Annotated in this window: 21 protein-coding genes and 2 pseudogenes; 8 read left to right on the plus strand and 15 right to left on the minus strand. The window is 68.2% G+C overall.

Features of this window, described 5'->3' with window-relative positions:
* Nucleotides 1-75: 75 nt before the first annotated feature.
* From QZM15_RS20020 to QZM15_RS20035, 4 genes are all read right to left on the minus strand, one after another.
* Complete coding sequence (locus QZM15_RS20020; RefSeq protein WP_302107109.1) at nucleotides 76-1,470, minus strand: efflux transporter outer membrane subunit; 1,395 nt, start codon at nucleotides 1,468-1,470, stop codon at nucleotides 76-78.
* Nucleotides 1,467-4,658, minus strand: a complete 3,192-nt coding sequence (locus QZM15_RS20025; protein WP_302107110.1) for an efflux RND transporter permease subunit — start codon at nucleotides 4,656-4,658, stop codon at nucleotides 1,467-1,469. Before QZM15_RS20025 ends, QZM15_RS20020 begins: the two co-directional genes overlap by 4 nt.
* Nucleotides 4,655-5,854 (minus strand): efflux RND transporter periplasmic adaptor subunit, encoded by a 1,200-nt coding sequence (locus QZM15_RS20030; RefSeq protein WP_124861453.1) that lies wholly within the window; start codon nucleotides 5,852-5,854, stop codon nucleotides 4,655-4,657. The genes QZM15_RS20025 and QZM15_RS20030 overlap by 4 nt, the downstream gene beginning before the upstream one ends.
* A 293-nt stretch (nucleotides 5,855-6,147) precedes the next feature.
* Entirely contained in the window at nucleotides 6,148-6,492 is a 345-nt protein-coding gene (locus tag QZM15_RS20035; protein ID WP_185716527.1) for a DUF4148 domain-containing protein, read from the minus strand.
* Between the two features lie 330 nt (nucleotides 6,493-6,822).
* Between QZM15_RS20035 and QZM15_RS20040 the strand changes: the two genes are divergently transcribed.
* Nucleotides 6,823-7,842 (plus strand): aldo/keto reductase, encoded by a 1,020-nt coding sequence (locus tag QZM15_RS20040; RefSeq protein WP_302107111.1) that lies wholly within the window; start codon nucleotides 6,823-6,825, stop codon nucleotides 7,840-7,842.
* A 123-nt stretch (nucleotides 7,843-7,965) separates the two neighbouring features.
* Here QZM15_RS20040 and QZM15_RS20045 read toward each other — a convergent pair whose 3' ends face one another.
* The 5 genes from QZM15_RS20045 to QZM15_RS20065 all read right to left on the minus strand — a co-directional run bounded on the left by QZM15_RS20045 (nucleotide 7,966) and on the right by QZM15_RS20065 (nucleotide 12,662).
* Nucleotides 7,966-8,877: a LysR family transcriptional regulator gene (locus tag QZM15_RS20045; RefSeq protein ID WP_060009152.1), complete on the minus strand. Its 912-nt coding sequence runs from the start codon at nucleotides 8,875-8,877 to the stop codon at nucleotides 7,966-7,968.
* Between the two features lie 112 nt (nucleotides 8,878-8,989).
* Nucleotides 8,990-9,772, minus strand: a complete 783-nt coding sequence (locus QZM15_RS20050; RefSeq protein WP_302107112.1) for an ABC transporter substrate-binding protein — start codon at nucleotides 9,770-9,772, stop codon at nucleotides 8,990-8,992.
* 40 nt (nucleotides 9,773-9,812) lie between these two features.
* A complete protein-coding gene (locus QZM15_RS20055; RefSeq protein ID WP_302107113.1) occupies nucleotides 9,813-11,249 on the minus strand; it encodes an NAD(P)/FAD-dependent oxidoreductase in 1,437 nt (478 codons plus the stop codon).
* Nucleotides 11,246-11,545: a (2Fe-2S)-binding protein gene (locus QZM15_RS20060; protein ID WP_104013088.1), complete on the minus strand. Its 300-nt coding sequence runs from the start codon at nucleotides 11,543-11,545 to the stop codon at nucleotides 11,246-11,248. Before QZM15_RS20060 ends, QZM15_RS20055 begins: the two co-directional genes overlap by 4 nt.
* A complete protein-coding gene (locus tag QZM15_RS20065) occupies nucleotides 11,538-12,662 on the minus strand; it encodes an FAD-binding oxidoreductase (RefSeq protein ID WP_302107114.1) in 1,125 nt (374 codons plus the stop codon). Before QZM15_RS20065 ends, QZM15_RS20060 begins: the two co-directional genes overlap by 8 nt.
* A gap of 149 nt (nucleotides 12,663-12,811) precedes the next feature.
* On the opposite strand from QZM15_RS20065, the gene QZM15_RS20070 reads away from it, so the two are divergent.
* Nucleotides 12,812-13,726 (plus strand): LysR substrate-binding domain-containing protein, encoded by a 915-nt coding sequence (locus QZM15_RS20070; RefSeq protein ID WP_302107115.1) that lies wholly within the window; start codon nucleotides 12,812-12,814, stop codon nucleotides 13,724-13,726.
* An 85-nt stretch (nucleotides 13,727-13,811) separates the two neighbouring features.
* Here the strand turns inward: QZM15_RS20070 and shc are convergent, their stop codons facing one another.
* Nucleotides 13,812-15,872: a squalene--hopene cyclase gene (gene shc, locus QZM15_RS20075; RefSeq protein WP_302107116.1), complete on the minus strand. Its 2,061-nt coding sequence runs from the start codon at nucleotides 15,870-15,872 to the stop codon at nucleotides 13,812-13,814.
* A gap of 52 nt (nucleotides 15,873-15,924) precedes the next feature.
* Here shc and QZM15_RS20080 point away from each other — a divergent pair, with 52 nt between their 5' ends.
* Nucleotides 15,925-16,611, plus strand: coding sequence for a TetR/AcrR family transcriptional regulator (locus QZM15_RS20080; protein WP_302107117.1), 687 nt, complete (start codon nucleotides 15,925-15,927; stop codon nucleotides 16,609-16,611).
* A 44-nt stretch (nucleotides 16,612-16,655) separates the two neighbouring features.
* Here QZM15_RS20080 and QZM15_RS20085 read toward each other — a convergent pair.
* Nucleotides 16,656-16,796, minus strand: a pseudogene (locus QZM15_RS20085) (NADPH-dependent FMN reductase); the annotation flags it as partial.
* Between QZM15_RS20085 and QZM15_RS20090 the strand changes: the two are divergent.
* Nucleotides 16,779-16,862, plus strand: a pseudogene (locus QZM15_RS20090) (transcriptional regulator); the annotation flags it as partial. The pseudogenes QZM15_RS20085 and QZM15_RS20090 sit on opposite strands and share 18 nt — an antisense overlap.
* A 48-nt stretch (nucleotides 16,863-16,910) precedes the next feature.
* Here QZM15_RS20090 and QZM15_RS20095 read toward each other — a convergent pair.
* Genes QZM15_RS20095 through QZM15_RS20105 form a run of 3 tightly spaced genes read right to left on the minus strand, consistent with a single transcriptional unit; the run spans nucleotide 16,911 to nucleotide 19,163 of the window.
* Nucleotides 16,911-17,276, minus strand: a complete 366-nt coding sequence (locus tag QZM15_RS20095; protein WP_302107118.1) for a hypothetical protein — start codon at nucleotides 17,274-17,276, stop codon at nucleotides 16,911-16,913.
* On the minus strand, nucleotides 17,273-18,220 hold the full coding sequence (locus QZM15_RS20100) for an alpha/beta hydrolase (protein ID WP_302107119.1): 948 nt from the start codon (nucleotides 18,218-18,220) through the stop codon (nucleotides 17,273-17,275). The genes QZM15_RS20095 and QZM15_RS20100 overlap by 4 nt, the downstream gene beginning before the upstream one ends.
* Before the next feature lie 49 nt (nucleotides 18,221-18,269).
* Nucleotides 18,270-19,163, minus strand: a complete 894-nt coding sequence (locus tag QZM15_RS20105) for a LysR substrate-binding domain-containing protein (protein ID WP_226224402.1) — start codon at nucleotides 19,161-19,163, stop codon at nucleotides 18,270-18,272.
* A gap of 168 nt (nucleotides 19,164-19,331) precedes the next feature.
* Here QZM15_RS20105 and QZM15_RS20110 point away from each other — a divergent pair, with 168 nt between their 5' ends.
* The 4 genes from QZM15_RS20110 (at nucleotide 19,332) to QZM15_RS20125 (ending at nucleotide 22,930) form a co-directional block, all read left to right on the plus strand.
* Nucleotides 19,332-19,862 carry a hypothetical protein gene (locus QZM15_RS20110; protein WP_059579283.1) on the plus strand — a complete coding sequence of 177 codons (531 nt, stop codon included), beginning with the start codon at nucleotides 19,332-19,334 and terminating at the stop codon, nucleotides 19,860-19,862.
* Nucleotides 19,855-20,181, plus strand: coding sequence for a hypothetical protein (locus QZM15_RS20115; RefSeq protein ID WP_124861423.1), 327 nt, complete (start codon nucleotides 19,855-19,857; stop codon nucleotides 20,179-20,181). The genes QZM15_RS20110 and QZM15_RS20115 overlap by 8 nt, the downstream gene beginning before the upstream one ends.
* Nucleotides 20,182-20,199: 18 nt before the next feature.
* Complete coding sequence (locus QZM15_RS20120; protein ID WP_302107156.1) at nucleotides 20,200-21,045, plus strand: MBL fold metallo-hydrolase; 846 nt, start codon at nucleotides 20,200-20,202, stop codon at nucleotides 21,043-21,045.
* Between the two features lie 319 nt (nucleotides 21,046-21,364).
* Nucleotides 21,365-22,930 (plus strand): methyl-accepting chemotaxis protein, encoded by a 1,566-nt coding sequence (locus QZM15_RS20125; protein ID WP_302107120.1) that lies wholly within the window; start codon nucleotides 21,365-21,367, stop codon nucleotides 22,928-22,930.
* A gap of 15 nt (nucleotides 22,931-22,945) precedes the next feature.
* On the opposite strand, the gene QZM15_RS20130 is transcribed toward QZM15_RS20125, so the two are convergent.
* The gene (locus QZM15_RS20130) at nucleotides 22,946-24,223 is read right to left on the minus strand and encodes an MFS transporter (RefSeq protein ID WP_060009126.1); all 1,278 of its coding nucleotides are present in this window, start codon (nucleotides 24,221-24,223) and stop codon (nucleotides 22,946-22,948) included.
* Between the last annotated feature and the right edge of the window lie 21 nt (nucleotides 24,224-24,244).

Raw genomic sequence — 24,244 nt, forward strand, 5'->3', positions numbered from 1 at the left:
AGTGAACAGGGCGACGGGTTCGAATGACATCGAACCCATCGCCCTTCGCGCATCGGTCGAACCCGAGCCGCGCGCCTACTCTCCCAGCGCGCTCATCAGCCTGACCTGGCTCAGCATTTCATCGGTGCGTGCCTGCGCGAGCGAATCCTCGGCCGCGAGTAGCGCACGCTGCACTTCCAGCGTATCGATGAACGCCGATTCGCCGCTGCGCCACGACCGGTTGATCTGCGTATAGGCGCCGCGCGCATTCGACACCGCGCGCTCGAGGCGCTCGGTCCGGCCGTGATTGCGGGCGGCGGCGGCCACCGATGTCTCGACGTCGCCGACGGCCGTCAGCACCGCCGTGCGATAGGCGGCGAGCGCCTGGTCGGCCTGCGCGCGACGCAGCGCGACGACGCTGCGTCGCTGTCCACCGTCGAACAGCGGCGCGCTCGCGCCGGCGCTGGCCATCCACGCGAGCGAACGCGCGAGCGACGCGCCCGAGAAGCCGTCGATCGCCGCGCCGATCACGCCGATCAGCTGCAGGTGCGGCTTCAGATCGGCCTCGGCGACGCCGATGCGCGCATAGGCCGCGACGACGCGTGCCTCGGCCGCGCGCACGTCGGGCCGCCGGCGCAGCAGGTCGGCCGGCGTGCCGATACCCGGTGCGGCGGCGGTCCACACCGGCGCGGGCGCGGGCGGGTCGAGCCGCGCATAGACCTCCTGCGGCGTCGACGCGGTGATGATCGACAGCCGATGGATCGCGGCCTGCCGCTGCAGTTGCAGCGCGGGCAGCTCGGCCAGCGTCGTTTCCGTCTGCGCTGCGGCGCGGTCCACGTCGGCTACCGGCACGACGCCCGCGTCGAACAGGCGCCGTGTCGATTCCTCGGTGCCGCGCTGGCTCAACGCGTTGGCCTCGACGAGCGCGAGCCGCTGTTCGAGGCCGCGCACCGTCACGTAGGTGCGCACGGTCTCGTCGATCGTCGCGATCCGCACGGCCGCCGCATCGTTTTGCGCCGATGCGATATCCGCGTCGGCCGCCGACACGCCTTGACGGATGCGGCCGAAGATGTCGATTTCCCAGGCAAGACTCGCATTCAGGTCGAATGCGTTGCCCGTCGTCGGCGTATCGGTCGGGAACGCCTGCGAGGCGGACAGCCGCCGACGGCTGGCACCGGCATTCAGGTCGAGAGACGGGAACCATTGCGACGCCGCGCCGATCCGCACCGCGCGGGCCGCGTCGATGCGTGCGACGGCCGCCTGCAGGTCGAGGTTGTTCGCGAGCGCGGTGTCGACCAGCCGGTCGAGGATCGGATCGTGGAAGCCATGCCACCACGCACCGGTGTCGGCGGCCGGGCCGCCGGCCGCGAGATCCGCGTTCGCATAGGTCGCCGCCAGAGGCGGCGGCGTGACGGTGGCGACCGGCGCGCTCGTGCACGCGGCCAGGACGGCCGCGGCGGACAGCGCGGCCACGAGTCGAACGAACTTCATTGCACTCCCTCCATCGCGACGGCTGCGACAGCGGTCTTGCGCATCGCGAGCCGGCGAACCATCACATAGAACACGGGCGTGAACAGCAGCCCGAAGAACGTCACGCCGATCATTCCGAAGAACACCGCGGCGCCGACCGCCTGGCGCATTTCCGCGCCCGCGCCTTCGGAGATCACGAGCGGCAGCACGCCGAGGATGAACGCGAGCGACGTCATCACGATCGGGCGCAGCCGCTGCACGCATGCCTCGACGACGGCCTCGACGAGCGCGGCGCCGCCGACCTCCAGCTGCCTGGCGACCTCGACGATCAGGATCGCGTTCTTCGCGGCGAGCCCGACCAGCACGATGAAGCCGATCTGCGTGAGGATGTTCACGTCCTGGCCGAGCGCGCGCACGCCGAGCGATGCGGCAAGCAGGCACATCGGCACGATCAGCAGGATCGATACGGGCAGGCTCCAGCTGCCGTACTGCGCGGCGAGCACCAGATAGACGAGCAGCACGCACAGCGGGAACACGAGCAGCCCCGTGTTGCCGGCCGTGGTCTGCTGGTACGACAGATCGGTCCATTCGAACGAAATGCCGGGCGGCAGCACCTGTTTCGCGAGCGTTTCCATCGTCTTGATCGCGAAGCCCGAGCCGAGGCCCGGCGCGGTATCGCCGTTGATTTCGGTGGCCGGATACAGGTTGTAGCGCGGTGCGCGATCGACGCCGAGCATGTCGTCGATACGCGTCACGCTGCCGATCGGCACCATCTCGCCGTCGCGGTTGCGTACCTTCAGCCGCGCGAGATCCGACGCGCCGACGCGGAACGGCAGGTCCGCCTGCGCGGTCACGCGGTAGGTGCGCCCGACGATGTTGAAGTCGTTGATGTAGGTCGAACCGAAATACGTCTCGACCGCGTCGTTGATCGCCTGGCTCGGCACGCCGAGCATCTCGGCCTTCTCGCGGTCGAGCTCGACGTGCACCTGCGGGCTCGTGGCGGAGTACGGCGTGTAGACGCCGACCATGCCGGGCGTGCGGTTGGCGGCCGCGACGAGATCCTGCGTCGCCTTCGCGAGCGCGGCCGTGCCGAGGCCGTTGCGATCTTCGAGCCGCATCGCGAAGCCGCCCGTGCTGCCGAGGCCCTGCACCGGCGGCGGCATCGCGACGACGATCGACGCTTCGGTGATGCTCGCCAGCCGTCGGCGCATCTCGGCCGCGATCTTCTCGATCGTCAGGCCCTGTTTCCTGCGTTCCGGCCAGGGCTGGAATACCGGAAACAGGCCGGCGCTGTTCGCCGAGTTCGTGCCGGTCGCCGCGTTGACGCCGGAGAACACCGGCACGCGCGCGACACCGGGCACCGACAGCGCGATGTCCTCGATCTTGCGCGCGACCGCGCTGGTGCGCTCCAGCGTCGCGCCGTCGGGCGTGCGCACGAGCACGACGAGGTAGCCGCGATCCTGCGCGGGAATGAAGCCCTTCGGGCTCGACACGAGCAGATAGCCGGTCGCGGCGATCAGCACCGCGTACAGGGCGACCATCGCGGGGACGATCCGGACGATCTTGCGGACCAGCCGGCCATACGCATCGGACAGGCGCTGGAACACGCGGTTGAACGCGTTCGAGAAACGCCGTGCGGCGCGCATCGCCGGCGCGAACGGCGCGGCGATGCGGGATGCCGGCGCCGGTGCGTCATGGTCGCCGGCGTGCGCTTTCAGCATCATCGCGGACAGCGCGGGCGCGAGCGTCACCGACGTGAAGAACGAGATCGCGGTCGACACGGCGATCGTCACGCCGAACTGGCGGAAGAACTGGCCCGAGATGCCGGGAACGAACGAGGTCGGCACGAACACCGCGCACAGCACGAGCGTGATCGCGAACAGCGCGCCGCCGACTTCCTTCATTGTCAGCAGCGTCGCATCGCGTGGCCGGGCGCCGGCCGACAGGTGCCGCTCGACGTTCTCGACCACGACGATCGCGTTGTCGACGACGATCCCCACCGCGAGCACGAGGCCGAACAGCGTCAGGTTGTTGATCGAATAGCCGAGCACGGCCATCGCCGCGAACGTGCCGACGAGCGACACCGGAATCGACAGGATCGGTATGATCGACGGCCGCCAGCCCTGCAGGAACAGCAGCACGACGAACACGACGAGCACGACGGCTTCGTAGATCGTCTTGACGAGTTCGTGGATGCTGTCGCCGATGAACGCGGTCGGGTTGTAGCCGATGTTGTAGACGATGCCCTTCGGGAAGTCCGTGGCCAGCTCGGCCATCTTCTTCTCGACCGCGGCCATCGTCGCGACCGCGTTCGCGCCGGGCTGCTGCAGCACCTGCAGCGCGATCGTCGGGTGGCGCAGCATGTAGCTGTCGGTCGCATACGCGAGTGCGCCCACTTCGACGCGTGCCACGTCCTTCAGCCGCACGAGCCTGCCGTCCTTGCCCTGCTTGACGACGATGTCGCTGAAATCCTCGGGGCGCTTGAGCCGCCCTTCGAAGATCAGGTTCGGCTGGAACGCCTGGTTCGTGATCGGCGCCTGCGCGACCACGCCGCCCGCGAGCTGCGTGTTCTGCGACCGTACCGCGGCGATCAGGTCGGCCGGGCTCAGGCCGAACGACGCGACGCGCTCGGGGTCGAGCCAGATGCGCATCGAGTATTCGCGCGCGCCGAGCGGGTTGATGTCGCCGACGCCCTCGATCCGCTTGAGCACGTCCGCGACGTTGCGGATCGCGTAGTTCGACACGTACAGCGGATCGTAGCGCTGGTCCGGCGAGTACAGGAAGATCGTGCCGAGCTGCGTCGGCGACGATTTGCGCACCGACACGCCGCTGCGCTGCACGGGCTCGGGCAGGCGCGGCGTCGCGAGCGCGACGCGGTTCTGCACGAGCACCTGCGCCTTGTCGACGTCGGTGCCGGGCTTAAACGTCACGGTGATGTTCAGGCTGCCGTCCGACGTCGCCTGGCTGTACATGTACAGCATGTCTTCCACGCCGTTCACTTCCAGTTCGATCGGCGTCGACACCGTTTGCGAGACCGTTTCCGCGGAGGCGCCCGGATAGGTCGCCTGGATCACGACGGTCGGCGGCGCGATGTCCGGATACTCGGACACCGCGAGCGAGAAATAGGCCAGCGCGCCGGCGATCGTCAGCACGATCGACAGGACGATCGCGAGCACCGGCTGCTGCACGGACAGGCGGCCGAGATTCATTGCGCGCTCCCGGCCGTGCCGTTCGCCGCGCGGGCCGCCGTGGCCGCTTCGATCGCGCGCGGCACGGCCTTGACCTTGTCGCCGGCCTGCACGCGCTGGAAGCCGTCGACGATCACGCGATCGCTCGCGTTCAGCCCCGCGGCGATTTCGCGCAGGTTGCCGTACAGGCGGCCCGGCGTCACCGGACGGATCGCGACGGTGCCGTTCGCGTCGACGAAGTACAGCACGCGGCGCGTCGCATCGGTCGCGACGGCCGTATCCGGCACGAGCAGCGCGCGGTGTGCGACGCGGCTCGACAGGTACACGCGGCCGAACTGGCCGGGGCTCAGACGCCGGTCCGGATTCGCGACGCGGGCGCGCTGGCGCAGCGTGCCGGTCGAGTCGTCGAGGCGGTTGTCGACGAAATCCATCGTCCCCGTCAGCGACGGCTGCGCATCGCCCGGCAGCGCGATCGCGACCTGCCGCGACGACGCGTTGTCGCCGCTTTTTCGCGCTTCGCGCGTATAGCGCAGGTAGCTTTCCTCGTCGACGTCGAAGTAGATGTCGATCGGATCCTGCGACACGATCGTCGTCAGCACGGTCGCGTCGCTGTCGCCGCCTTTCACGAGATTGCCCTCGCTCACGAGTTTGCGGCTGATGCGGCCGGACATCGGCGCGACGATGCGCGTGAACGACAGGTCGAGCCGCGCGCGTTCGAGTGCGCCTTGCGCGCTCGTCACTTCGGCCTGCGCGCTTTGCACCGCCTGCCTGCGCTGGTCGTAAAGGCTCTGCGCGATCGTATCGGTCTTGATCAGGATGCTCGCGCGCTCGAAATCCTGCCGGCTCAGCTTCAGTTGCGACTGCGCGCGTTCGAGCGCGCCCTGCGCGGCCGTGACGGCCGCCTGGTACGGACGCGGGTCGATGACGAACAGCAGGTCGCCCTTGCGGACGAGCGCGCCGTCCTGGAACGCGACCTTGTCGAGATAGCCGCTCACGCGCGGGCGCACGTCGACGGTGTCGACAGCTTCGAAGCGGCCGGTGTAGACGTCGACGTCGTTGACGTCGCGCGCGACGGGCGCGCTGACGATCACGCCTGGCGTCGCGGCCGGCGCCTTGTCGTCCGACTGGCAGCCGGACAACGCGAACAGCGCGGCCAGCGGAACGGCGGCCAGCACGGCCGGCCGCGCGATGCGCTTCAATCCTGGATATCGGTTCATGTGCGTGCGAAATGTCGAGTGGGGCGCGTGGCGCCGGACCGTGCGAAGTATCGTGCGCGGCGCGCGGCGGATAAACGGATGAAGCGGCATAAGAACTTGTACTGCGCAGTCACGAATCGCTGCCTGCAGCGGCGACGGGCCAGCCGGTTTCGAGGAGCAGGGCGAGGGAGCTGAAGTGCAGTGACGACGCGCGGCCCGAATGCCTGTTCAGGCGATCCGGGCCGGGCATGCGGAGGGGAAGGGCGAGCGGTTGCGCGTATCGAAAGGCGTGCTCTCTTGCGCGCCGACGGGACTCAATGACCGCGATAGATCGAGTCGCGGCCGTTGACCGCCATCGCGTGGCCGGATTCGCCGGGGGTGCGGGCTTCGCTGCCGTAACCGGTGTTGTCCGCGGCCGGTGCGGTGCCCGGCGTGCTTTGCGCGACGGCGTTTTCGCGCACGCGTTTTTCGGCGGCGAGAATCGCGGCCGGATACTGGTTGTGATCCATCGCCGGGGTGTAGCCGACGGCCGCGAGGCGCGCCATCTCGGCCTTCACTTGGGCACGGGTCAGCGGGTGGTCGGCCGGTTGCGCGAACGACAGCGCCGGTGCGGAAAGGATCAGTGCGGCAAGCGTGGAAGTAACGAGCGTTTTCATCATGGGTACCTGTCTGGTCGAGTGAACCGCAACCAACGTCGACGACGTCGATGTCGTTGCGTGTGCAGCCAATATAGGTACGGCGGCGTCGCGGAAAAACGACTGTCGGGCTAAATCATTTTTGATCCCGAGTCACGAATCGAACGTGAATTCGGTCGACAGCGTTGCCGGCCGGGCGTCTCGCCCGAACAGGCGCCGCGGCTCGCGATCGAAACGGGCCGCGAATCGGCCTATCAGACCTTGCGGGACTCAACTGTGTCGAATTCCGTCTTGGACAGACTTAACCCGCTTCCCTAGACTGAACCCGCTTTCCCTCGTTCCCTGGAGAAAATCATGAGTCTCGCGCTGCCCGGCCACAAGATCCTCGGTTTCGGTACCGCCCCGCTCGGCAACATGTTCCGCAACATCCCCGACGCGGAAGCGGCGGCCACCGTCGAAGCCGCGTGGCAACACGGCATCCGCTATTTCGATTCGGCTCCGTTCTACGGCGCCGGCCTCGCGGAAATCCGCCTCGGCGACGCGCTGGCGAACCATCCGCGCGACGAATACGTGCTGAGCACGAAGGTCGGCCGCGTGATTCTCGACGAAATCGAAGACGTGTCGGCGCGCGACCTCGGCGAAAAGGGCGGCCTGTTCGAACACGGCCGGCCGAACCGCATCGTCAACGACTACTCGGCCGACGCGACGCTGCGCTCGATCGAGGACAGCCTGAAGCGCCTGCGCACCGACCGCCTCGATATCGTGTGGGTGCACGACATCGCGCAGGACTTTTACGGCGACGAATGGCTCGCGCAATTCGAAGTGGCGCGCAAGGGCGCATTCCGCGTGCTGAGCAAGCTGCGCGAAGAAGGCGTGATCAACGCATGGGGCCTCGGCGTGAACCGCGTCGAACCGATCGAGCTGGTGCTCGACCTCGCCGAGCCGCAACCGGACGGCATGCTGCTGGCCGGCCGCTACACGCTGCTCGATCACGAGCGCGCGCTGCAGCGCGTGATGCCGGCGGCGGCCGCGCGGAACGTCGGGATCGTCGTCGGCGGCCCGTACAGCTCGGGCGTGCTCGCGGGCGGCACGCACTTCGAATACCAGAAGGCTTCGCCCGAAATCCTCGCGAAGGTGGATCGGATCAAGGCGATCGCTGCGCGTTACGACGTACCGATCAAGGCCGCCGCGCTGCAGTTCTCGATGTCGCATCCGGCCACCGTCGCGGTGATCCCGGGCGCGAGCCGCCCGGAACGGATCGCGGAAGACCAGGCGGCGCTGAACGTGGCGATTCCGGCCGACTTCTGGCGCGAGATGCGCGAACAAGGTCTGATCGCGGCCAATGCGCCGCTGCCGGCCGATCGTCGATCCTGAAAGGCGATGACCGGAAGCGGAAGCCGCGAGGCGCGAGGAAGGTCAGGGTTGCGAAGCGATCGCGACACTCGCGACAGGCGCGTAAGGCGCCGTGATGCAACGACGCCCCGCGCGTTCGCGCATTTATTTCGCCGCTGTCTCGACGACTTCCTCGCCGGTCAAGATCTCGCGGAAGATTCCGACCAGCGGCCGCAGATTGACCTTGTGCCATGCGGCCCACAGCGGCGTGCGGTAGCTGAACCACGGCAGCTCGCGCAGCACGACGCCTTCCGGCACCTGGTGACGCAGGCTCTGCTGGATCATCGTCACGCCGAGCCCGGCCGCGACGAGGCCCAGCGCGGCGAGCGGCTCGGTCGCTTCCACTGAAATGTCCGGCGAAAAGCCGGCCTTCGCACAGGCCGCGACGAACGCACCGTGACGCGGCGCGCTGTCCTGCTGCGTGACGCCGATCCACGCCTGCGCGGCGAGATCGTCGGCGACGAGCGTCTTCTTCTTTGCGAGCGGATGCCCGTCGGGCATCGCGAGCAGCATCGGATCGTCCAGCACCTTCGTCGAATCGAGTTCGGGATCGTCCGGCGCGGGCGGCTCGGTGACGAGCGCGATGTCGAGGCTGCGCTCGCGCAAGCCTTCGAGCTGCGCGGCCGATTGATAGTTATACAAAGCGATGTGAACGGACGGGCGCCCGGCGCGCAGCGTTTTCAACGCGCGCGGTAGCACGCCCGAGTGCGTGGCCGTTTCGAGGTAGCCGATGCAGAGGCCGCCTTCGTCGCCGCGACCGAGCCGGCGCGCGAGCGATTCGAGCCGGTTCGCGTGGCGCAGGAACGCGCGCGTTTCGCCGAGAAACGTGCGCCCGTCGCGCGTCAGACGAATGCGCTGCTGGCTGCGTTCGAACAGCGTGAGGCCGAGCTTTTCCTCGAGCTGCGCGATCTGGCGGCTGAGCGGTGATTGCGAGATGTGCAGGCGCTCGGCGGCGCGGCCGACGTGTTCCTCTTCCGCGACCGCGATGAAATATTGAAGCTGGCGGATGTCGAGCATGTCAGACCTTATCGGACTCAAGATTGGAAGATTGTGTCCTAAAGGAACTTGTTCATGCAATCCGGACCGGATCCACTTGCCTGCGCACGACGCGGCGCGCGCACGCGTGTCGTCAATTCCCGTACATGTCGAAGTCGAAATATTTCGACTGGATCGTGTCATAGGTGCCGTCGCTGCGAATCTCAGCGATCGCGCGGTTCAGCGCGTCGCGCAGGTCGGTGTCGGCCTTGCGCACGCCGGCCGCATCGCCGTTGCCCATGATCTTCGCGTCGTACACCACGCCGCCCGCGAACGAGAAGCCCTTGCCGCGCGGCGTCGCCAGGAATCCGAGCTGGCCTTGCACCGCATCCATCAGCACGCCGTCGACGCGCCCGGTGACGAGATCCGCGTACGCCTGGTCGTAGCTCGGATACGGCACGACCTCGACCTTCGCGGCCGCCCACTTCTCGCGCGCATAGGTTTCCTGGACCGTGCCCTGCTCGACCGCGACGCGCTTGCCGGCGAGCTTCGCCGCGTCCGGCAGCAGCCCCGACCCGGTACGCGCGATCAGCCGCGTCTGGTTGCGGTACAGGCGGTCGGTGAAGTCGATCTGCCGGCGCCGCTGTTCGGTCGCGGCCATCGACGACAGGATCACGTCGAACTTGCGCGCTTGCAGCCCCGGAATCAGCCCGTCGAAACTGCTCGACACCCACACGCATTTCGCCTTCAGCTTCGCGCACAGCGCGTTGCCGAGATCGATGTCGAAGCCCTTCACGCTGCCGTCGGTCGCGGTCGATTCGAACGGCGGGTAGGTTGGATCGACGCCGATGCGGATGGTCGTCCATTCCTTCGCCGACGCAGGCGACGCGACGGCCATCGCGGCGGCGGCAAGGAGAATCGTGATGCGCGTCTTCATGGTCAGGCTCCGTTCGTGTGGGGAAGAGTGGGCATGCGCGTCAGCTCGGGAATTCGCCGCGCTGAAAATCGTTCGACAGTTCGAGGGCGTCGGCCATCTCGCCGACGGTGACGGGCTTGATCGGCGCGCGGATCCGGTAGTGCCCGACGTCGCCGACGCTGCGTTGCTGTACGTCGGCGATCAGCTCGCCGACCGTCGTGCCGCACCAGCGCCCCTGGCACGGGCCCATCCCGCAGCGCGTGAACGCCTTCATCTGGTTCGGCCCCTGGCAGCCGAGCGTCGCGAGCTGGCGGATCTCGCCGGCCGTGACTTCCTCGCAGCGGCACACGATCGTGTCGTCGTCGGGGCGGCGCAGCGCGGCGGGCGGCGTGTACAGCGCATCGAGCAGCGGGCGCACCGCGAGATGGCGACGCAATGCGTGCAACGCCGGGCGTTCGCGTGCGGCCTGCCGTTGCGCATCGAGCGCACCGAGTTGCACGGCGATGTCGAGCGCTGATATTTCGCCGGCCAGTGCCGCCGCCCGCGCGCCGCCGATGCCCGCGCCGTCGCCCGCGATCCACACGTGCGGCACGCTGCTGCGGCCGCGCGCGTCGCACCGCGGCCGCCAGCATGCCGACGACTCGTCCCATTCATGCGCACAGCCGAGCGAGCGCGCGAGTTGCATCGACGGAACGACGCCCTGATGCAGCAGCACGAGCGACGTGTCGAGCGCATGCGCGACGCCATCGTCGTCGCGAAAGCGAATGCGTTCGGCGCGGCCGTCGCCGTCGATGCGGATATCGGTCGCGCCGCGATACACCGGAATGCCGGCGTGGCGCACCGCGCGCAACATGCGCCAGCCCTTGAGCAGATAGTCGGCGCCGCGCAGCGCCGGCAGCGCATGCGTGAGCGCGCGGCGCCATGCATCGCGCGGTGTCGTATCGACCAGCGCGCGCACGCGCCGGTCGGCATTCAGCAATTGCGCGGCGAACAGCCACAAAAGCGGGCCGCTGCCCGCGAGCACGGCGTCCGTCGACGGCGCGAGCCCCGACGCTTTCAGCAGCGTCTGCGCGGCGCCGACGCCCATCACGCCGGGCAACGTCCAGCCGGGTACCGGCCACGGCCGCTCCTGCGCGCCGGTCGCGATCAGCACCGCGCGCGCGCCGATTTCAAGCGTGCCGCGCGACGGGCCGCTTTGCGTGAGCATCGCGACGGGCGCCGGCTCGAACGCGATTTGCCACACGACGCTGCGCGGCAGGTAATGCGCGCCGCTGGCGAGCAGGCTGTCGACGAGCGGGCGGCCGGCCGTGTAGTCGGCGCCGAGCCATTGCGCGAGCGGCGCCGGCGCATCGGCCACGTTGCGGTAGATCTGGCCGCCGGGCGCGCGGCCCTCGTCCGCGACGACCACCGACAAGCCGACCGCGCGCGCGGCAGTTGCCGCCGCCATTCCGGCCGGCCCGGCGCCGACGATCAGCAGGTCGCACTGGCGGCGCGTCATGCGAGCCTCGCCTTGCCGTGCATCGTGCGCACCTGCATGCCGTCGGCGACGGGCGTCATGCAGCCTTGCACGTTCGGCACGCCGTCGATTTCGACGAGGCAGTCGAAGCACACGCCCATCATGCAGAACGGGCCGCGTGGCGCGCCGCTCACGGCGCTCGTGCGGCACGCGGCCGAACCGGCGGCGAGCATCGCGGCCGCGACGCTGTCGTGCGCGGGCACGTCGTGCGGCGTGCCGTCGATATGGATGCGCACGCGGTCGAGCATCGCGGCGGCGGGAATGAGGGATTCAAACATGCCGGGCTTCCGTGGGCGCGGCGAAGCGCGCGGTGGTAAAGGCGGACAGGTCGGCCGGCGCGGCGCCGCCGGCGATCCACGGCGCGACGAGATCGGCGTGGGCCGCCGCAAGCGTCACGCCGCTGTGGCAGATCGCGATGAATGCGCCGGGATACGTGGCCGACGCTTCGTAGACGGGCAAGCCGTCGGGCGTCATGATGCGCAGCGCACCCCACGCGCGCACGATGCGCGCATGGGCCAGCGCCGGGAACGCGGCGCGGGCGCGGCGCGCGATGTCGACCATCGCCGGGCGCGTCTGGCCGTCGTCGAAGCCGACGTCTTCGGCGGAGTCGCCGAGCAATACCGATCCTTCCGAGGTCTGCCGGACGACGAGCGTCGGATAGTCGAGAAACGGCGCGAGGCGCTCGGTGACCATGATCTGGCCGCGCAACGGCGAGATCGGCGCGCGCAGGTCGACCATCGGCGCGAGCCGCGCGTTGTCGAGGCCGGCCGCGAGCACCACGCGCGCGGCTTCGAGCCGCGCATCGCGTGTGTCGATCTCGAAGCGCCCGGCGCGCGGGCGGATTTCGGCGACTTCGCTGCGCGGCAGATAGATGCCGCCGCACTGCTGGAACGCCTGCAGCATCGCGCGCAGCGTGGCGAGCGGATTCGCGTGACCGTCGTTCGGCGACCAGAGCGCGCCCGCGAGCGACGGCGATGCCGCGGGAACGAGACGGCGCAGCGCCGCCGGATCGAGCACTTCGTACGACAGCGCGGCTTCCTGCCGGCGCAGCGATTCGAGCAGGTCGGTCGCGCTGTCCAGTTCCGTGCGATGTTCGAACAGCTCGATGCCGCCCGGGCGTTCGAACGCGCAGTCCACGCCCGTTTCGCGCTGCAACTGCGCGGCGAACGCATGCCAGCGCTCGGACGATTCGCGTGACCAGCGCGCATACGGCAGGCAGCGGCCGCCTTTGCCCTGCACCCACACGAGCCCGAAATTGCCGCGCGCCGCGCGAAACGCGATGTCGTCGCCGTCGCACACCGCGACGCGTTGGCCGAGACGCGCGAGGCCCCACGCGATGGCCATGCCGACGAGGCCGCCGCCGGCCACGACGACGTCGAAGCGGCGCGCGGTCATGCGCGGCTCCGTTGTCGCGGGTGAGGCGGTTGCGTGTTATATCCCATGGCGGCGCGGCTCCTTGCTTTCGGTACGTTGCGGAACCGATGTTCGGACAGGCAAAATGGGCTGTCCAATACAGCTTGATCAACGATCCATAATCCAGTGTTATGACCACGCCCTCGCTCAGGATTCGCCAGATCGAAGCGTTTCGTGCGGTGATGCAGCGTCATACCGTCACGCGCGCGGCGCGCGAGCTCCATATCTCGCAGCCGGCCGTGAGCCGGCTGATCGCCGATCTCGAGGCGCGGATCGGCTTCGTGCTGTTCGAGCGGCAGCAGGGCCGCTTCACGCCGACCGCGCAGGCGCGCGTGCTGTACGAGGAAGTCGAGCGCGCGTTCGTCGGCCTCGATCGCGTCGCGCAGGCCGCCGAGCAGATCCGCGCGATGCGGCGCGGCACGCTGCGCGTGGCCGGCTCGCCCGCCGTCGCGCTCGATCTGCTGCCGGAGCGCGTCACGCGTTTCTCGCACGCGCATCCGGGCGTCGACATCACGCTGCTCGCGCACAGTGCGTCGACCGTCGTCGACAAGGTCGCGTCGGGGCAGTGCGATGTCGGGCTGATCGCCGAGCCCGTTCCGCATCCGGCCGTGCGCGGCGAGCGGCTCGCGGAAAGCGCGATGCGCTGCATCGTGCCGCGCGGGCACCGGCTCGCGCGCAAGCGCGTCGTGCGGCCGGCCGATCTGCGCGGCGAACCGTTCATCTCGTTTCCGCCGAGTTTCGAGGCGCGCAGCGCGATCGACCGCGTTTTTGTGGAAGCCGGCGTGGCGCGCGTGCTGTCGATCGAGGCGCAACTGTCACGGACGATCGTCGCGTTCGTCGCGAACGGCGCGGGCGTCGCGCTGATCGATCCGGTGACGGCCGCGTATGCGGGCGAGCGCGTGGCCGTCAAGCCGTTCGAGCCGGCCGTGCCCGATCACTTCTACCTGGTGACGTCCGCGTCGCAGCCGCTGTCGATGATCGGCGATGCGTTCTGCGCGGATTTACGCGACGCGTTCGCGCGGATGCGGACGCCGCGCGACGCGTGAGCGGGAAGGGGGACGAAACGTGTGTCGAGCACGCCGGACGCCGGCGGGCGTGCCGGCGTGTTGCCGTGTCGGCCGAGGTTCCGGCTCAGGCGAGCGCGCTGTCCGTTGCGTGTGGGGCGGGCGCGCCGGACGCGGACGACGTGGTTGCGCCCGCATCCTTCGCGCCCGCCAGCCGTCGATAACGCGCGAGTGCCCACAGCGGGAAGTACGCGGTATAGCCGTGATACTTCAGGTAGAAAATGCGCGGAAAGCCCGGCGCATTGTGCGAACGGTGCCACCAGAAGCCGTCTTCCTGCTGCACCGACAGCAGATACGCGATGCCGCGCCGCACCGAATCGGATTCGCAGTCGCCGAACGCCATCTGTGCGAGCAGCGCCCACGCGGTGCAGTTCGACGTGCTCTCGCCGCCATTCGTGCCGGCCAGTGTCGGGTCGACGTAGCTGTCGTTCGTCTCGCCCCAGCCGCCGTCCGCATGCTGTCGCGCGCGTAGCCAGTCGAGCGCGCGTGCGATATAGGGCTGCGACTTGTCCTCGCCGGCGAGCGCGAGGCCGGCCAGCACGCTCCACGTGCCGTACAGGTAGTTCGTGCCCCAGCGGCCCCACCAACTGCCGTCGGGCTGCTGCGTGCGCTTCACGTAGTCGATGCAGCGCGCGAGCGACGCGCGGTCTGCCGCGCGTTTCGTCACGCCGAAGCACAGCAGCACGCGGCCCGACACGTCCTCGGTCGGCGGATCGAGCAGCGCGCCGTGATCGGCGAACGGGATCGCGTTCAGATACATGCGGTCGCAGTCGGCGTCGAACGCCGCGAAGCCGCCGTTGCGCGATTGCAGCCCGCGCATCCAGTCGAGCGCGCGCGCGACGCGCGACGCGTACGGATTCGTGCCGTCCGCGTGGCGATGCGTGCGGCCGCGGCGATCGAGCATCGCGGTGACGACCGCCGTGTCGTCGATGTCCGGGTAGTACGGGTTCGCGTACTGGAACGCCCAGCCGCCCGGTTCGACGCCGGCCGGTGCGTTCTCGATCCAGTCGCCGCGCAGGTCGTTCACCTGCCGCCCGGCCAGCCAGTCGTACGCGCGAGCGATGCGTGCATCGAGCTCGCGCAGCGCGCCGGCCGACTCGCCGGCTTCCGGCGCCGCGACGCCGCGCGCCTGTTCGAGCGCCATCGTGCTCCACGCGGTGTCCCACACCGGCGACAGGCACGGCTGGCAATACATGCTGCCGTCCGGCCGCGTGACCAGCAGCTTCTCCAGCGCGTTCTCGCAGTCGCGCCGCAGCGGATGATCGTCCGGGTAGCCGAGCACCTGCATCATCTGGTAGCTGTAGACGATCGGCGGGAAGATGCCGCCGAGCCCGTCCTCGCCGTTCATCCGTTGCGCGCACCACGCTTCCGCGTGCCGGATCGCGCGCTGCCGCAAGCGCTTCGGCAGCAGCGGCTCGATAGGGCGGACGGCGCGGTCGAGCGCGAGGAACAACCGGCGCATGCCGCGCGCGGGCGGGAAGTACTGGCGCTCTTGCTCCGGCGGCGTGACGAACAGCTCGCGGATCGACACGTTGCGCGGATTGCGCGCACGCGCCTTCAGCGAGCACAGCACCAGCAGCGGCACCATCGTCGTGCGCGCCCAGTACGCGACCTTGTACATCGAGATCGGCACCCACTTCGGGAACAGCACGAATTCGACCGGCATGAACGGCGCCGCGCGCCACGGCACCTGGCCGAACGTCGCGAGCAGGATGCGCGTGAACACGTTCGCGCGCGCCGCGCCGCCGAGCGTCAGGATCGCGTCGCGCGCGCGGATCATGTGCGGCGCCCGTTCGCTGTCGCCGGCCGCCTTCAGCGCGAAGTACGCCTTCACGCTGCACGACACGTCCGGCGCGCCGTCGACGTACAGATCCCATGCGCCATGCGTGTCGAGCCGCTGGTTCGCGCGCAGGTAGCGCGCCATCTTCTCCTGGCGCACGTCGTCGATCTTGTCCATGAAATGCATCATCAGGATGTATTCCGCGGTGATCGTCGCGTCGGATTCGAGTTCGAAACACCAGCTGCCGTCGGGCTGCTGAAGACGCACGAGTGCGTCGCGTCCGCGCGCGATGGCCGTGTCGAGCGCGGACCAGGGAGAGGGGGCGGTATTGTTCATGCGGCGGATCATACCATCCAGACGGAATGTTTATATCGAGACGGGCGGTGCTACCATCCGCGTCATGAAAAAACGCCTCGAACCCACGCCGCGCGACGTGTCCGCGCCTGTCGAACCGGCTGGAACGCCCGGTGCACGCGCGCCTGTAGGATCGTCGGCGCTGCCGGCTACCGCTGTTGCGGGCGTGCGGAGAAAAAAAGCGCCAGACCAGGTGCGCGCGCAATTGCTGGCGGCCGCGTCGGAGATCGCGACGCATCACGGCGTGGCCGCATTGACGCTCGATGCGGTGGCCGAGCGTGCCGGCGTGACGAAAGGCGCGCTGCAATATCACTTCGCGAACAAGCAGGGGCTGCTGGATGCGCTGTTCGGGCAGGCGACCGAACGGTTCGGCGCGCAACTGGCCGCGCGGATGGCGGCCGATTCCCGCGGCGACGGCGCGGCGGCGCGCGCGTATCTGCACGCGGTGCTCGATGCCGCCAATCCGGCTGCGAGTATCGACGTGCTGCGCGTGCTGGTCGCGTCGATGATCACCGAGCAGGACACGCGTGCGCGCTGGTCGGTGCCGATGCGCGAATGGACGCGACCCGATCCTGTGCCGCTCGAGCGGGCCGCGACGCTGATGATCTGCCGGCTCGCCGCCGACGGGTTGTGGATTTCAGAACTGCTCGACAGCGTCGAGCTGTCGGCCGAATTGCGCGCGGAGATCGTTCGGCAGCTCGATGCGATGAGCAAGGGCGTGTTTCCGAAGTGATGCGCGGCGCGGGAATCGATCGTCGAATTCGGAGAAGCCTGGCGTCAGTCGCCGCGTGACTGGCCGGCACGAAGCTGGCCGGCAATCATCGCGACGCGTGCGCCATAGCGGCGGGCCGTTTCGAGATCGCCCGGCGACATTTCGTCAGGCGACGCATCGGCCGGCGTCTGCGCCATCGGCGCAATCTTTCGCCGCGCGTGCGGGCTTTCATGGACTGGATCGGGGGTGTGTTGGAGCCCTATCTGGATTAGCGGAGGGGAGCGGCGGTTCGAAGTACCGGCGGATGCGATCGCTTTGCGTCACGCAAACTTGCCGAAATCCACGGGTTCCTTGATGAATCTTCCAGTCGCCAGCAGCGCCCGCTCGATGTCCGCGACGATGACCCGGTTGTTCACCGGCACGGTGGCACACCAGCCCCAGATATCGTCGTCGATTTCATAGTCGCCGCGATCATACGCCCAATAGCTGAAATAGCGGTCCTGCGACAAGGCGACGTGCGGGTCGTCGAGGCCGTCCGGATGCGCGAGCCGGACGGCATGCAGCGCATCCCGGAGGATCGCGGCGATATCCGGAAAGTCGGCTGCGCGGTGGTCATCGAGTATTTCGACCAGCAGATCGCTACCGTGATAAACAGGCCGAACCCGGAATCGAATCAGGTGCGTCATCGCGCGTTTTTCCGTTGCGAAAGCGCAGGATGACCCAGGCCGCCGCCATTCGACTCCCGAACGAATGCCGAAATGGCTTCCACCACACCGTTTGTCAAAGGAAGATCCGGGTTCGAATACGCGGCAAGGTTGTCGTCCAGCGTGTCCGTGTGAACGGTCTTGAGCACGTGATTGGCGTTCGCGACAATTGCCAGCCGGGCGCGTGGATTGGCGTCTTTCAACCATTGCGCGTCCTGCACGCCCACCTGAATATCGCGCGCGCCCTGCACGATCAGTACCGGCTTCGCATAGCCTGCCAGCAGGGCCGCCGGATCGATGGCCAGTTCGCTCATCAGGAACCGCTGAACCTGCGGCCTGAACAACGGCATCAGCGCGGGATCGATGTCGGCCGCGTCGACCGTCTTCCCGGCTTCGAGCGATTCGAGTATCGACATCGCGTTGCTCAGTACACCGGCATTCGCGGGGTTCGACTGCAGCTGCTGCGCCAATACCTGTCCGAGCGGCCGTCCCGGTGTTGACACGAGGATCAGACCGCAAATATCGGCGGTCTGCCGCGCCGCTGACAACGCGACCCATCCTCCCTCGCTATGCCCGAGCACCCATACGCGGCGCGCACCGGTCCGCGTCCGGATGGCGGCCACCCACGCGCGGACGTCTGCTGCGTAGTCGTCGATCGTGACGTCGTCCGCATCCGCGATCGCCGAAGCGCTACCGTACATGCCGCGCTTGTCGATGCGAACCGACGCGATGCCTCGATCGAGCAGTCCTTCGGCTAGCAAACGATAGGTCGATGCCCGAATGCCGTAGGGATTGTTGCCGTTCCGGTCAGTCGGGCCCGATCCCGGCACGATCAGCACCACCGGAACATCGCCCGTCCCAGGAGACAACAGCGTGCCGCGCAGCGGGCCGGCGGGCCCCGGGGCTTCGATATCGGTCTGCATCATCCGTAAAGAGCTTTCCTGATCCGTGTCGCGATGAACGTCGGGCGCGGCATCAACGCACCAACCCTCGCGCCTCGCCCAGCACCCACTCCGCAAACGCCCGTACCGGCGCCGCGCTCAATTCGATCGGCTCGGGCAGCACGAGGCAGAAGTGCTTGGTAATCGCGTTGCCGTCGGGCCAGGGCGCGACCAGCCGCCCTTGTTCAAGTTCGGACCCGACGTAAAGGCGCGGCACCAGGGCGACGCCCAGCCCGGCCAGCGCGGCCTCGATCAGCATCGAATGGAGATCGTATCGTGGGCCGACCGCCGAATTGGTCAGCTCGATGCCGGTCTCCTGCGCATAGATTTGCCACGCGTCGGGATTCTGCCGCCGGTGAAGGCGCGGCAGCGCATCCAGCGACGGGTGCGCGCCGACGCCTTCGAGAAGCGCCGGACTGCAGACGGGTACCAGCACCTCTTCCAGCAGCGGATGCAGATGCATGCCGGCCCAGGCCGGATGTTCGAAATGAATGGCCGCGTCGAATCCGCTGCCGGCCAGGAGGAAGGGCTCCATCCGTTCGGCGATATGCACGGTGACGTTCGGATGGCGATCCTGAAAGCGCTTGAGCCGCGGGATCAGCCAGCGGGTCGCGAAGGTCGGAATCGCGGCGATGTCGAGGCTCGCGCCTTCGACGGGCTGCCCCATCAGATACAGGCTGTCCCGTTCGAGCCGATCCAGAATCTCGCGCACCTGTACCGCGTATCGCGTGCCGTTGGGCGCGAGCCGCACCCGGTTGCCGACGCGTTCGAACAGCGTCACGCCGAGGAATGCCTCCAGCCGGCCGATCTGGCGACTGACGGCGCCCTCGGTGCGCGCCAGCTCGTCCGCGGCGCGGGCGAAGCTGCCGTGTCGGGCCGCCGCCTCGAAGGCCAGGAGCGCGGAATTGCTCGGGATCTTGCGTCGCATCGGAGTCTCGCGGTCGGAGCGCGTTCGACCGTCAGCTTGAACAAATATCACTGAAGGCTGACTTTAAGTCGATATCTACGCGGAAAACAGCAGATTAGCATTACGTCACTGCACTGAATATCCCGCATTCGAAGCGCAGGATGCCGATCCGTCACACAGGACAATCCGATGATCTACACCGTGGAATGCACCTTCGCCGACCCTGCCGGCGAAGCCGAATGGAACGACTTCTACAGCCTCGAAAAGCTGCCGGCTCTCATCTCGGTCAGCGGCTTTCACACGTCGCAGCGTTTCAAGGCGATCGGCGCCGGCTGCCCCGTTTATCTGGCCGTTCACACGATCGATGGTCTCGGCGTGCTGACCGGCGATGAGTATCGGCGCAAAGGCGGCGGCAATTTCGCGCGCTGGCAGCAACACATCACCGACTGGCACCGCAATCTCTACAGCGATATCGGTCGTGCGCCGGCGGTCAATGCCGACGAACTGCTCGCGCTGAGCGCCAGCGGACCCGACCCGTTGATCGGATTGGGCCTGAAGCCGCTGGCCATGCAGGCCGTGGCGCTGGAGCGGTATCCGGCGCGCCGCTGGCTCGCGGTCCTGCCGCGGAGCGATGCCCCCGTCGCCGGGAACGTGCCGGCCGGCCTCGACCTGTACGCGCCGATCACGGAGCAACTCGCAAAAGGGGCGCGCGATGCCTAACGTGACTTTCCATATCGATGCACGGCGCATGCCGCCTGACGCACGCCTTGACGAACTTTCCGGCGACTGCATCGAACTCTGTGCGGATGTTCTTCAGGCGGAGCCGCGGAACGTCCACGTCATCTACGTGGCGGTTCGGCACGGATGCGGGCATCCCGTTTTCGCGGAAATCCGGTATCGCGAGGCGTCGCTTCGCTCGCCCGCGGTCATGCATGCATTCATGGAGGCGCTGGATCGCGCCGTCGTGCGCCGCACGGGCCTGACGGCACGCATCCGTTGTTTCGGTCATGCCGAGCCGAACCTTCACGCCCGAAACTAGCCACTCCGGAGAAGCATGGTGTCCAACATGACGTTTCCCGGCCGGCGTGTCGGGGATTTCACGATCACCGCGATCAGCGACGGCTACCTCACGGCCGGCCTCGATGTCCTGTCGAATATCGACGTGGCCGACGCTGCCGGGATGCAGCGTGCGGCCGGCCAGCAGCAGCCGTCCGCCGTGCATATCAATTGCTACGTGGTGCGCGGCGCGGGCCGCACGATTCTCGTCGACGCAGGGGCTGGCGGCATCAAACAATGGGGTGGCCGCCTGAAGGACAATTTGCGGCTCGCCGGTATCGATCCTGCCGCGATTGACACCGTCCTGCTCACGCACGCCCATCCCGATCACGTCGGCGGGCTCGTGAATGGGGCCGGACAGGTTGCGTTTCCGAATGCGGAGCTGGTCGCGCATCGGCGCGAGGTCGAATTCTGGCGGGACGACGGCAATCTGAGCCGCGCCAGCGAGCGCGCCCGCGGCAATTTCCGGATCGCGCGTCAGGTATTCGACGCTTACGGCGACGCGCTCCGGGTCTTCGATGCAGGCGAGGTGCTGCCGGGGATCGCGGCCCTGCCGCTGCCGGGGCATACCGACGGACATACCGGATACGTGCTCGAATCCGGCGATCAGGGCCTGCTCGTGTGGGGCGATATCGCGCATTTTTCGCACATCCAGATCAAGCGGCCGGACGTGTCGATTGCGTTCGACCACGATGCGTCGCAGGCGGCGGCGACGCGTTCGCGGCTGCTCGACCGGGTCAGCTCGGAACGGCTGCTGATCGCCGGCATGCATTTGGGAGAAGCGGGGTTCGCGCGAATCAGGAGAACGAACGGCGAATACGGCCTGTTTTACGAGACCGACGCGTGACGCGATGCCGGCGACCGGCGACCGGCGGGCGATGGTGAAGGACGCGTGGGAAAACGTTTGGCGGACCGCCGCGCACCCGCGCGACGCGTCGGCCGACGAGATTCGTTCGAGGTCCGGCGACGGCCGGTAGCCGCGCTGCTTCCGCCTCTCTCTGTCGCAATCGTCCAGATTCGCGTCGCGTGCGGATAAAAGCCGCCCGTTTCCCGCGCCGTTAACGTGTTCGCAGCCCCGCGCCGCGCATTGCGCGATGGCGCGCGTCGTTCGTGTTCCGGAATTCACCTCCGCCGCTGGCCGTGCCGGGCCGGCTCAAGGGAACGTCATGCGAAAACAACTCACTATCCGTGGTGGCCTCCTCGCGACCATCGCCGGCTATACCGTGCTGCTCGTGCTGGTGGTCGGCGCCTGCATCGCGGCCCTCTACATGGGCAACGGCTCGCTCGAGGCGATGTATCGCGACGATACCGCGTCGCTGCTGCACCTGAAGACCAGCTCCGAGCGCATGCTCGTGCTGCGCGAACGCATGAGCGACGTTGCGCAGATCATCAGCGCCGGCCAGCCCGCGAAGGCCGAAGTCGCGCAGCTCCACACGCTGCTCAGGCAGAGCAACGACGAACTGGACGCGTACGCGCGTCTGCACGCGCGCGACGCCGGCGAACAGGCGCTGTTCGACACGCTGCAGACCCATCGTCGCGCACTGCTCGACCGCGTGTTCCTGAAGGCGCTGTCGCAGCTCGACGGCGACGACGCATTCAACTTTCTCGACACGCAGCGCACCGCGCCGCCCGCGCTGTTCGCGGCCTACCAGGCGGCGATCGACGCGCTCGAATCGTTCCAGGTCACGCGCCAGAAGGCGCGCTACGATGCGGCCGGCGTCAATTTCCACCGAATCGTGTGGGGGATGGGCGTGGTCGCGGTGCTGGCGCTCGTCGTCGGCTTCGTTGCGCAGCGCGTGCTTGCGAAAGCGATCATCGAGCCGATCAACCTCGCGGTCGATCAGTTCGAGAAAATCTCGAAAGGCGACCTGACCGGCGCGGTCGTCGTGCCGGGCGAGAACGAGATGGCGTATCTGCTGAACGCGCTGAAGCGGATGCAGGACGGCCTCGTCGATACCGTGAGCCAGGTGCGCGCGAGCACCGAGACGATCGTCGGCGACGTGCGCACGATCGCGAGCGGCAACGTCGACCTGTCCGCGCGCACCGAGCAGCAGGCCGTATCGCTGCAGCAGGCGGCCGCGAGCGTCGAGCAACTGACGGCGGCCGTGCGCCAGAACGCGGACAACGCGCGCGATGCGCGCACGTACGTCGAGGGCGCGGCCGGCATCGCGTCGCGCGGCGGCGAAGCGATGCAGCGCGTCGTCGAGACGATGTCCGAAATCTCGCAGAGCTCCACGCGCATCTCCGGCATCGTCGGCGTGATCGAGAGCATTGCGTTTCAGACGAACATTCTCGCGTTGAACGCCGCCGTCGAAGCCGCGCGCGCGGGCGAGCAGGGGCGCGGGTTCGCGGTCGTCGCGACCGAGGTGCGCGGGCTCGCGCAGCGCTGTGCCGCCGCGGCGAAGGAAATTCGCGAGCTGATCGGCCATTCCGCGCGACGCGTCGAAGACGGCAGCGGCCTCGTCGCGCTGGCCGGCTCGGCGATGGCCGAGCTCGTCGCGGCGGTCGAGCGCGTCAACGCGATCATGGGCGAAACCAGCCAGGCATTCGACGAGCAGTCGTCGGGCATCGAACAGGTGAACACCGCGGTGATCCAGATGGAGCAGACGATGCAGCGCAATGCCGCGCTGGTCGAGGAGGCGGCGGCCGCGGCGCTGTCGCTGGACGAACAGGGCGCGCGGCTGAGCGCGGCGGTCGCGCAGTTCCGTCTGCGCGAAGCGGCGCTCGCGTGACGGGCCGCCCGGGACTCAAAGCGACCGGGCCTTCGTCTCCGGCAGCAGCAGCACCGCCAGCAGCACCACGCCATAGGCCGCGCCGGCGAAGATCGCGATCGCCGACGCGAGCCCCAGCGAATGGCTCAGCATGCCGACGAGGCTCGGAAACAGCGCGCCGATGCCGCGGCCGAAGTTGTACGTGAAGCTCTGCGCATTGCCGCGTACGGTCGATGGATACAGTTCCGTCAGGTATGCGCCGACCCCGCTGAAGATCCCGCAGGACGAAAAGCCCAGCGGAAAGCCAAGCCACAGCATCTGCGCATTCGAAAGCGGAAGCGTCAGGTACAGGTACACCGACGCGAGCGACAGCACCGAGAACAGCATGAAGTTGCGTCGGCGCCCCCACCAGTCGGACAGGTACGCGCCGACGACATAGCCGCAGAACGACCCGACGACGATCACGAACAGATACGCGCCGGTGTCGAGCACGGACAGGTGCCGCTCGATCTTCAGGAAGGCCGGCAGCCACGTGGACATCGCATAGAAACCACCCTGGATGCCGGTGCACAGCAGCGCGGCCAGCACGGTGCGGCGCGCGTGCGAACGCGAGAAGATCGTCCACACCGACGGCTGGCCCGCGCCTTGCCGGCGCGCGGCGTCGGCCTGCACGAACGCTTCCGGTTCGGCCACGTGCTTGCGCACATACAGCACGAGCAGCGCCGGCACGATGCCGACCCAGAACAGGCTGCGCCACGCGAGCGATTCGGGCAGCACCGAGAACGCGATGCCGTAGAGCACCGCCGCGCAGCCCCAGCCGACGGCCCAGCCGCTCTGCACGAGGCCGACCGCCTTGCCGCGATGGGCCGGTGCGACGGTCTCGCCGATCAGCACGGCGCCCACCGCCCATTCGCCGCCGAAGCCGAGTCCTTGCAGCGCGCGCAGCACGAAAATCTGTTCGAAGTCCTGCGCGAAGCCGATCGCGAGCGTGCAGACCGAGAACCACAGGATCGTGCCTTGCAATACCTTGACGCGCCCGTAGCGGTCCGCGAGGATGCCGGCGATCCACCCGCCCACCGACGAGAAGATCAGCGTCACGGTGCTCAACAGCCCGGCCTTGCCGCGATCGAGGCCCCACAGGTCGATCAGCGAGGCCAGCACGAAACTGAACACCATGAAATCGAACGCATCGGTCGCCCAGCCGGCGAATGCGGCCTTGAAGGCGCGCTTGCCGGCCGGATCGAGTTCCGCGTACCAGGACGAGCGTCGTGCGGCGCCCAGCGATGCTTGATCGGCTTGTCTCGTTGTCGTCATCGTTCTTGTTCGCCAGGTAGG

This window comes from Burkholderia sp. AU44665 (genome assembly GCF_030504405.1).
In the GTDB taxonomy this organism is placed as follows: domain Bacteria; phylum Pseudomonadota; class Gammaproteobacteria; order Burkholderiales; family Burkholderiaceae; genus Burkholderia; species Burkholderia semiarida.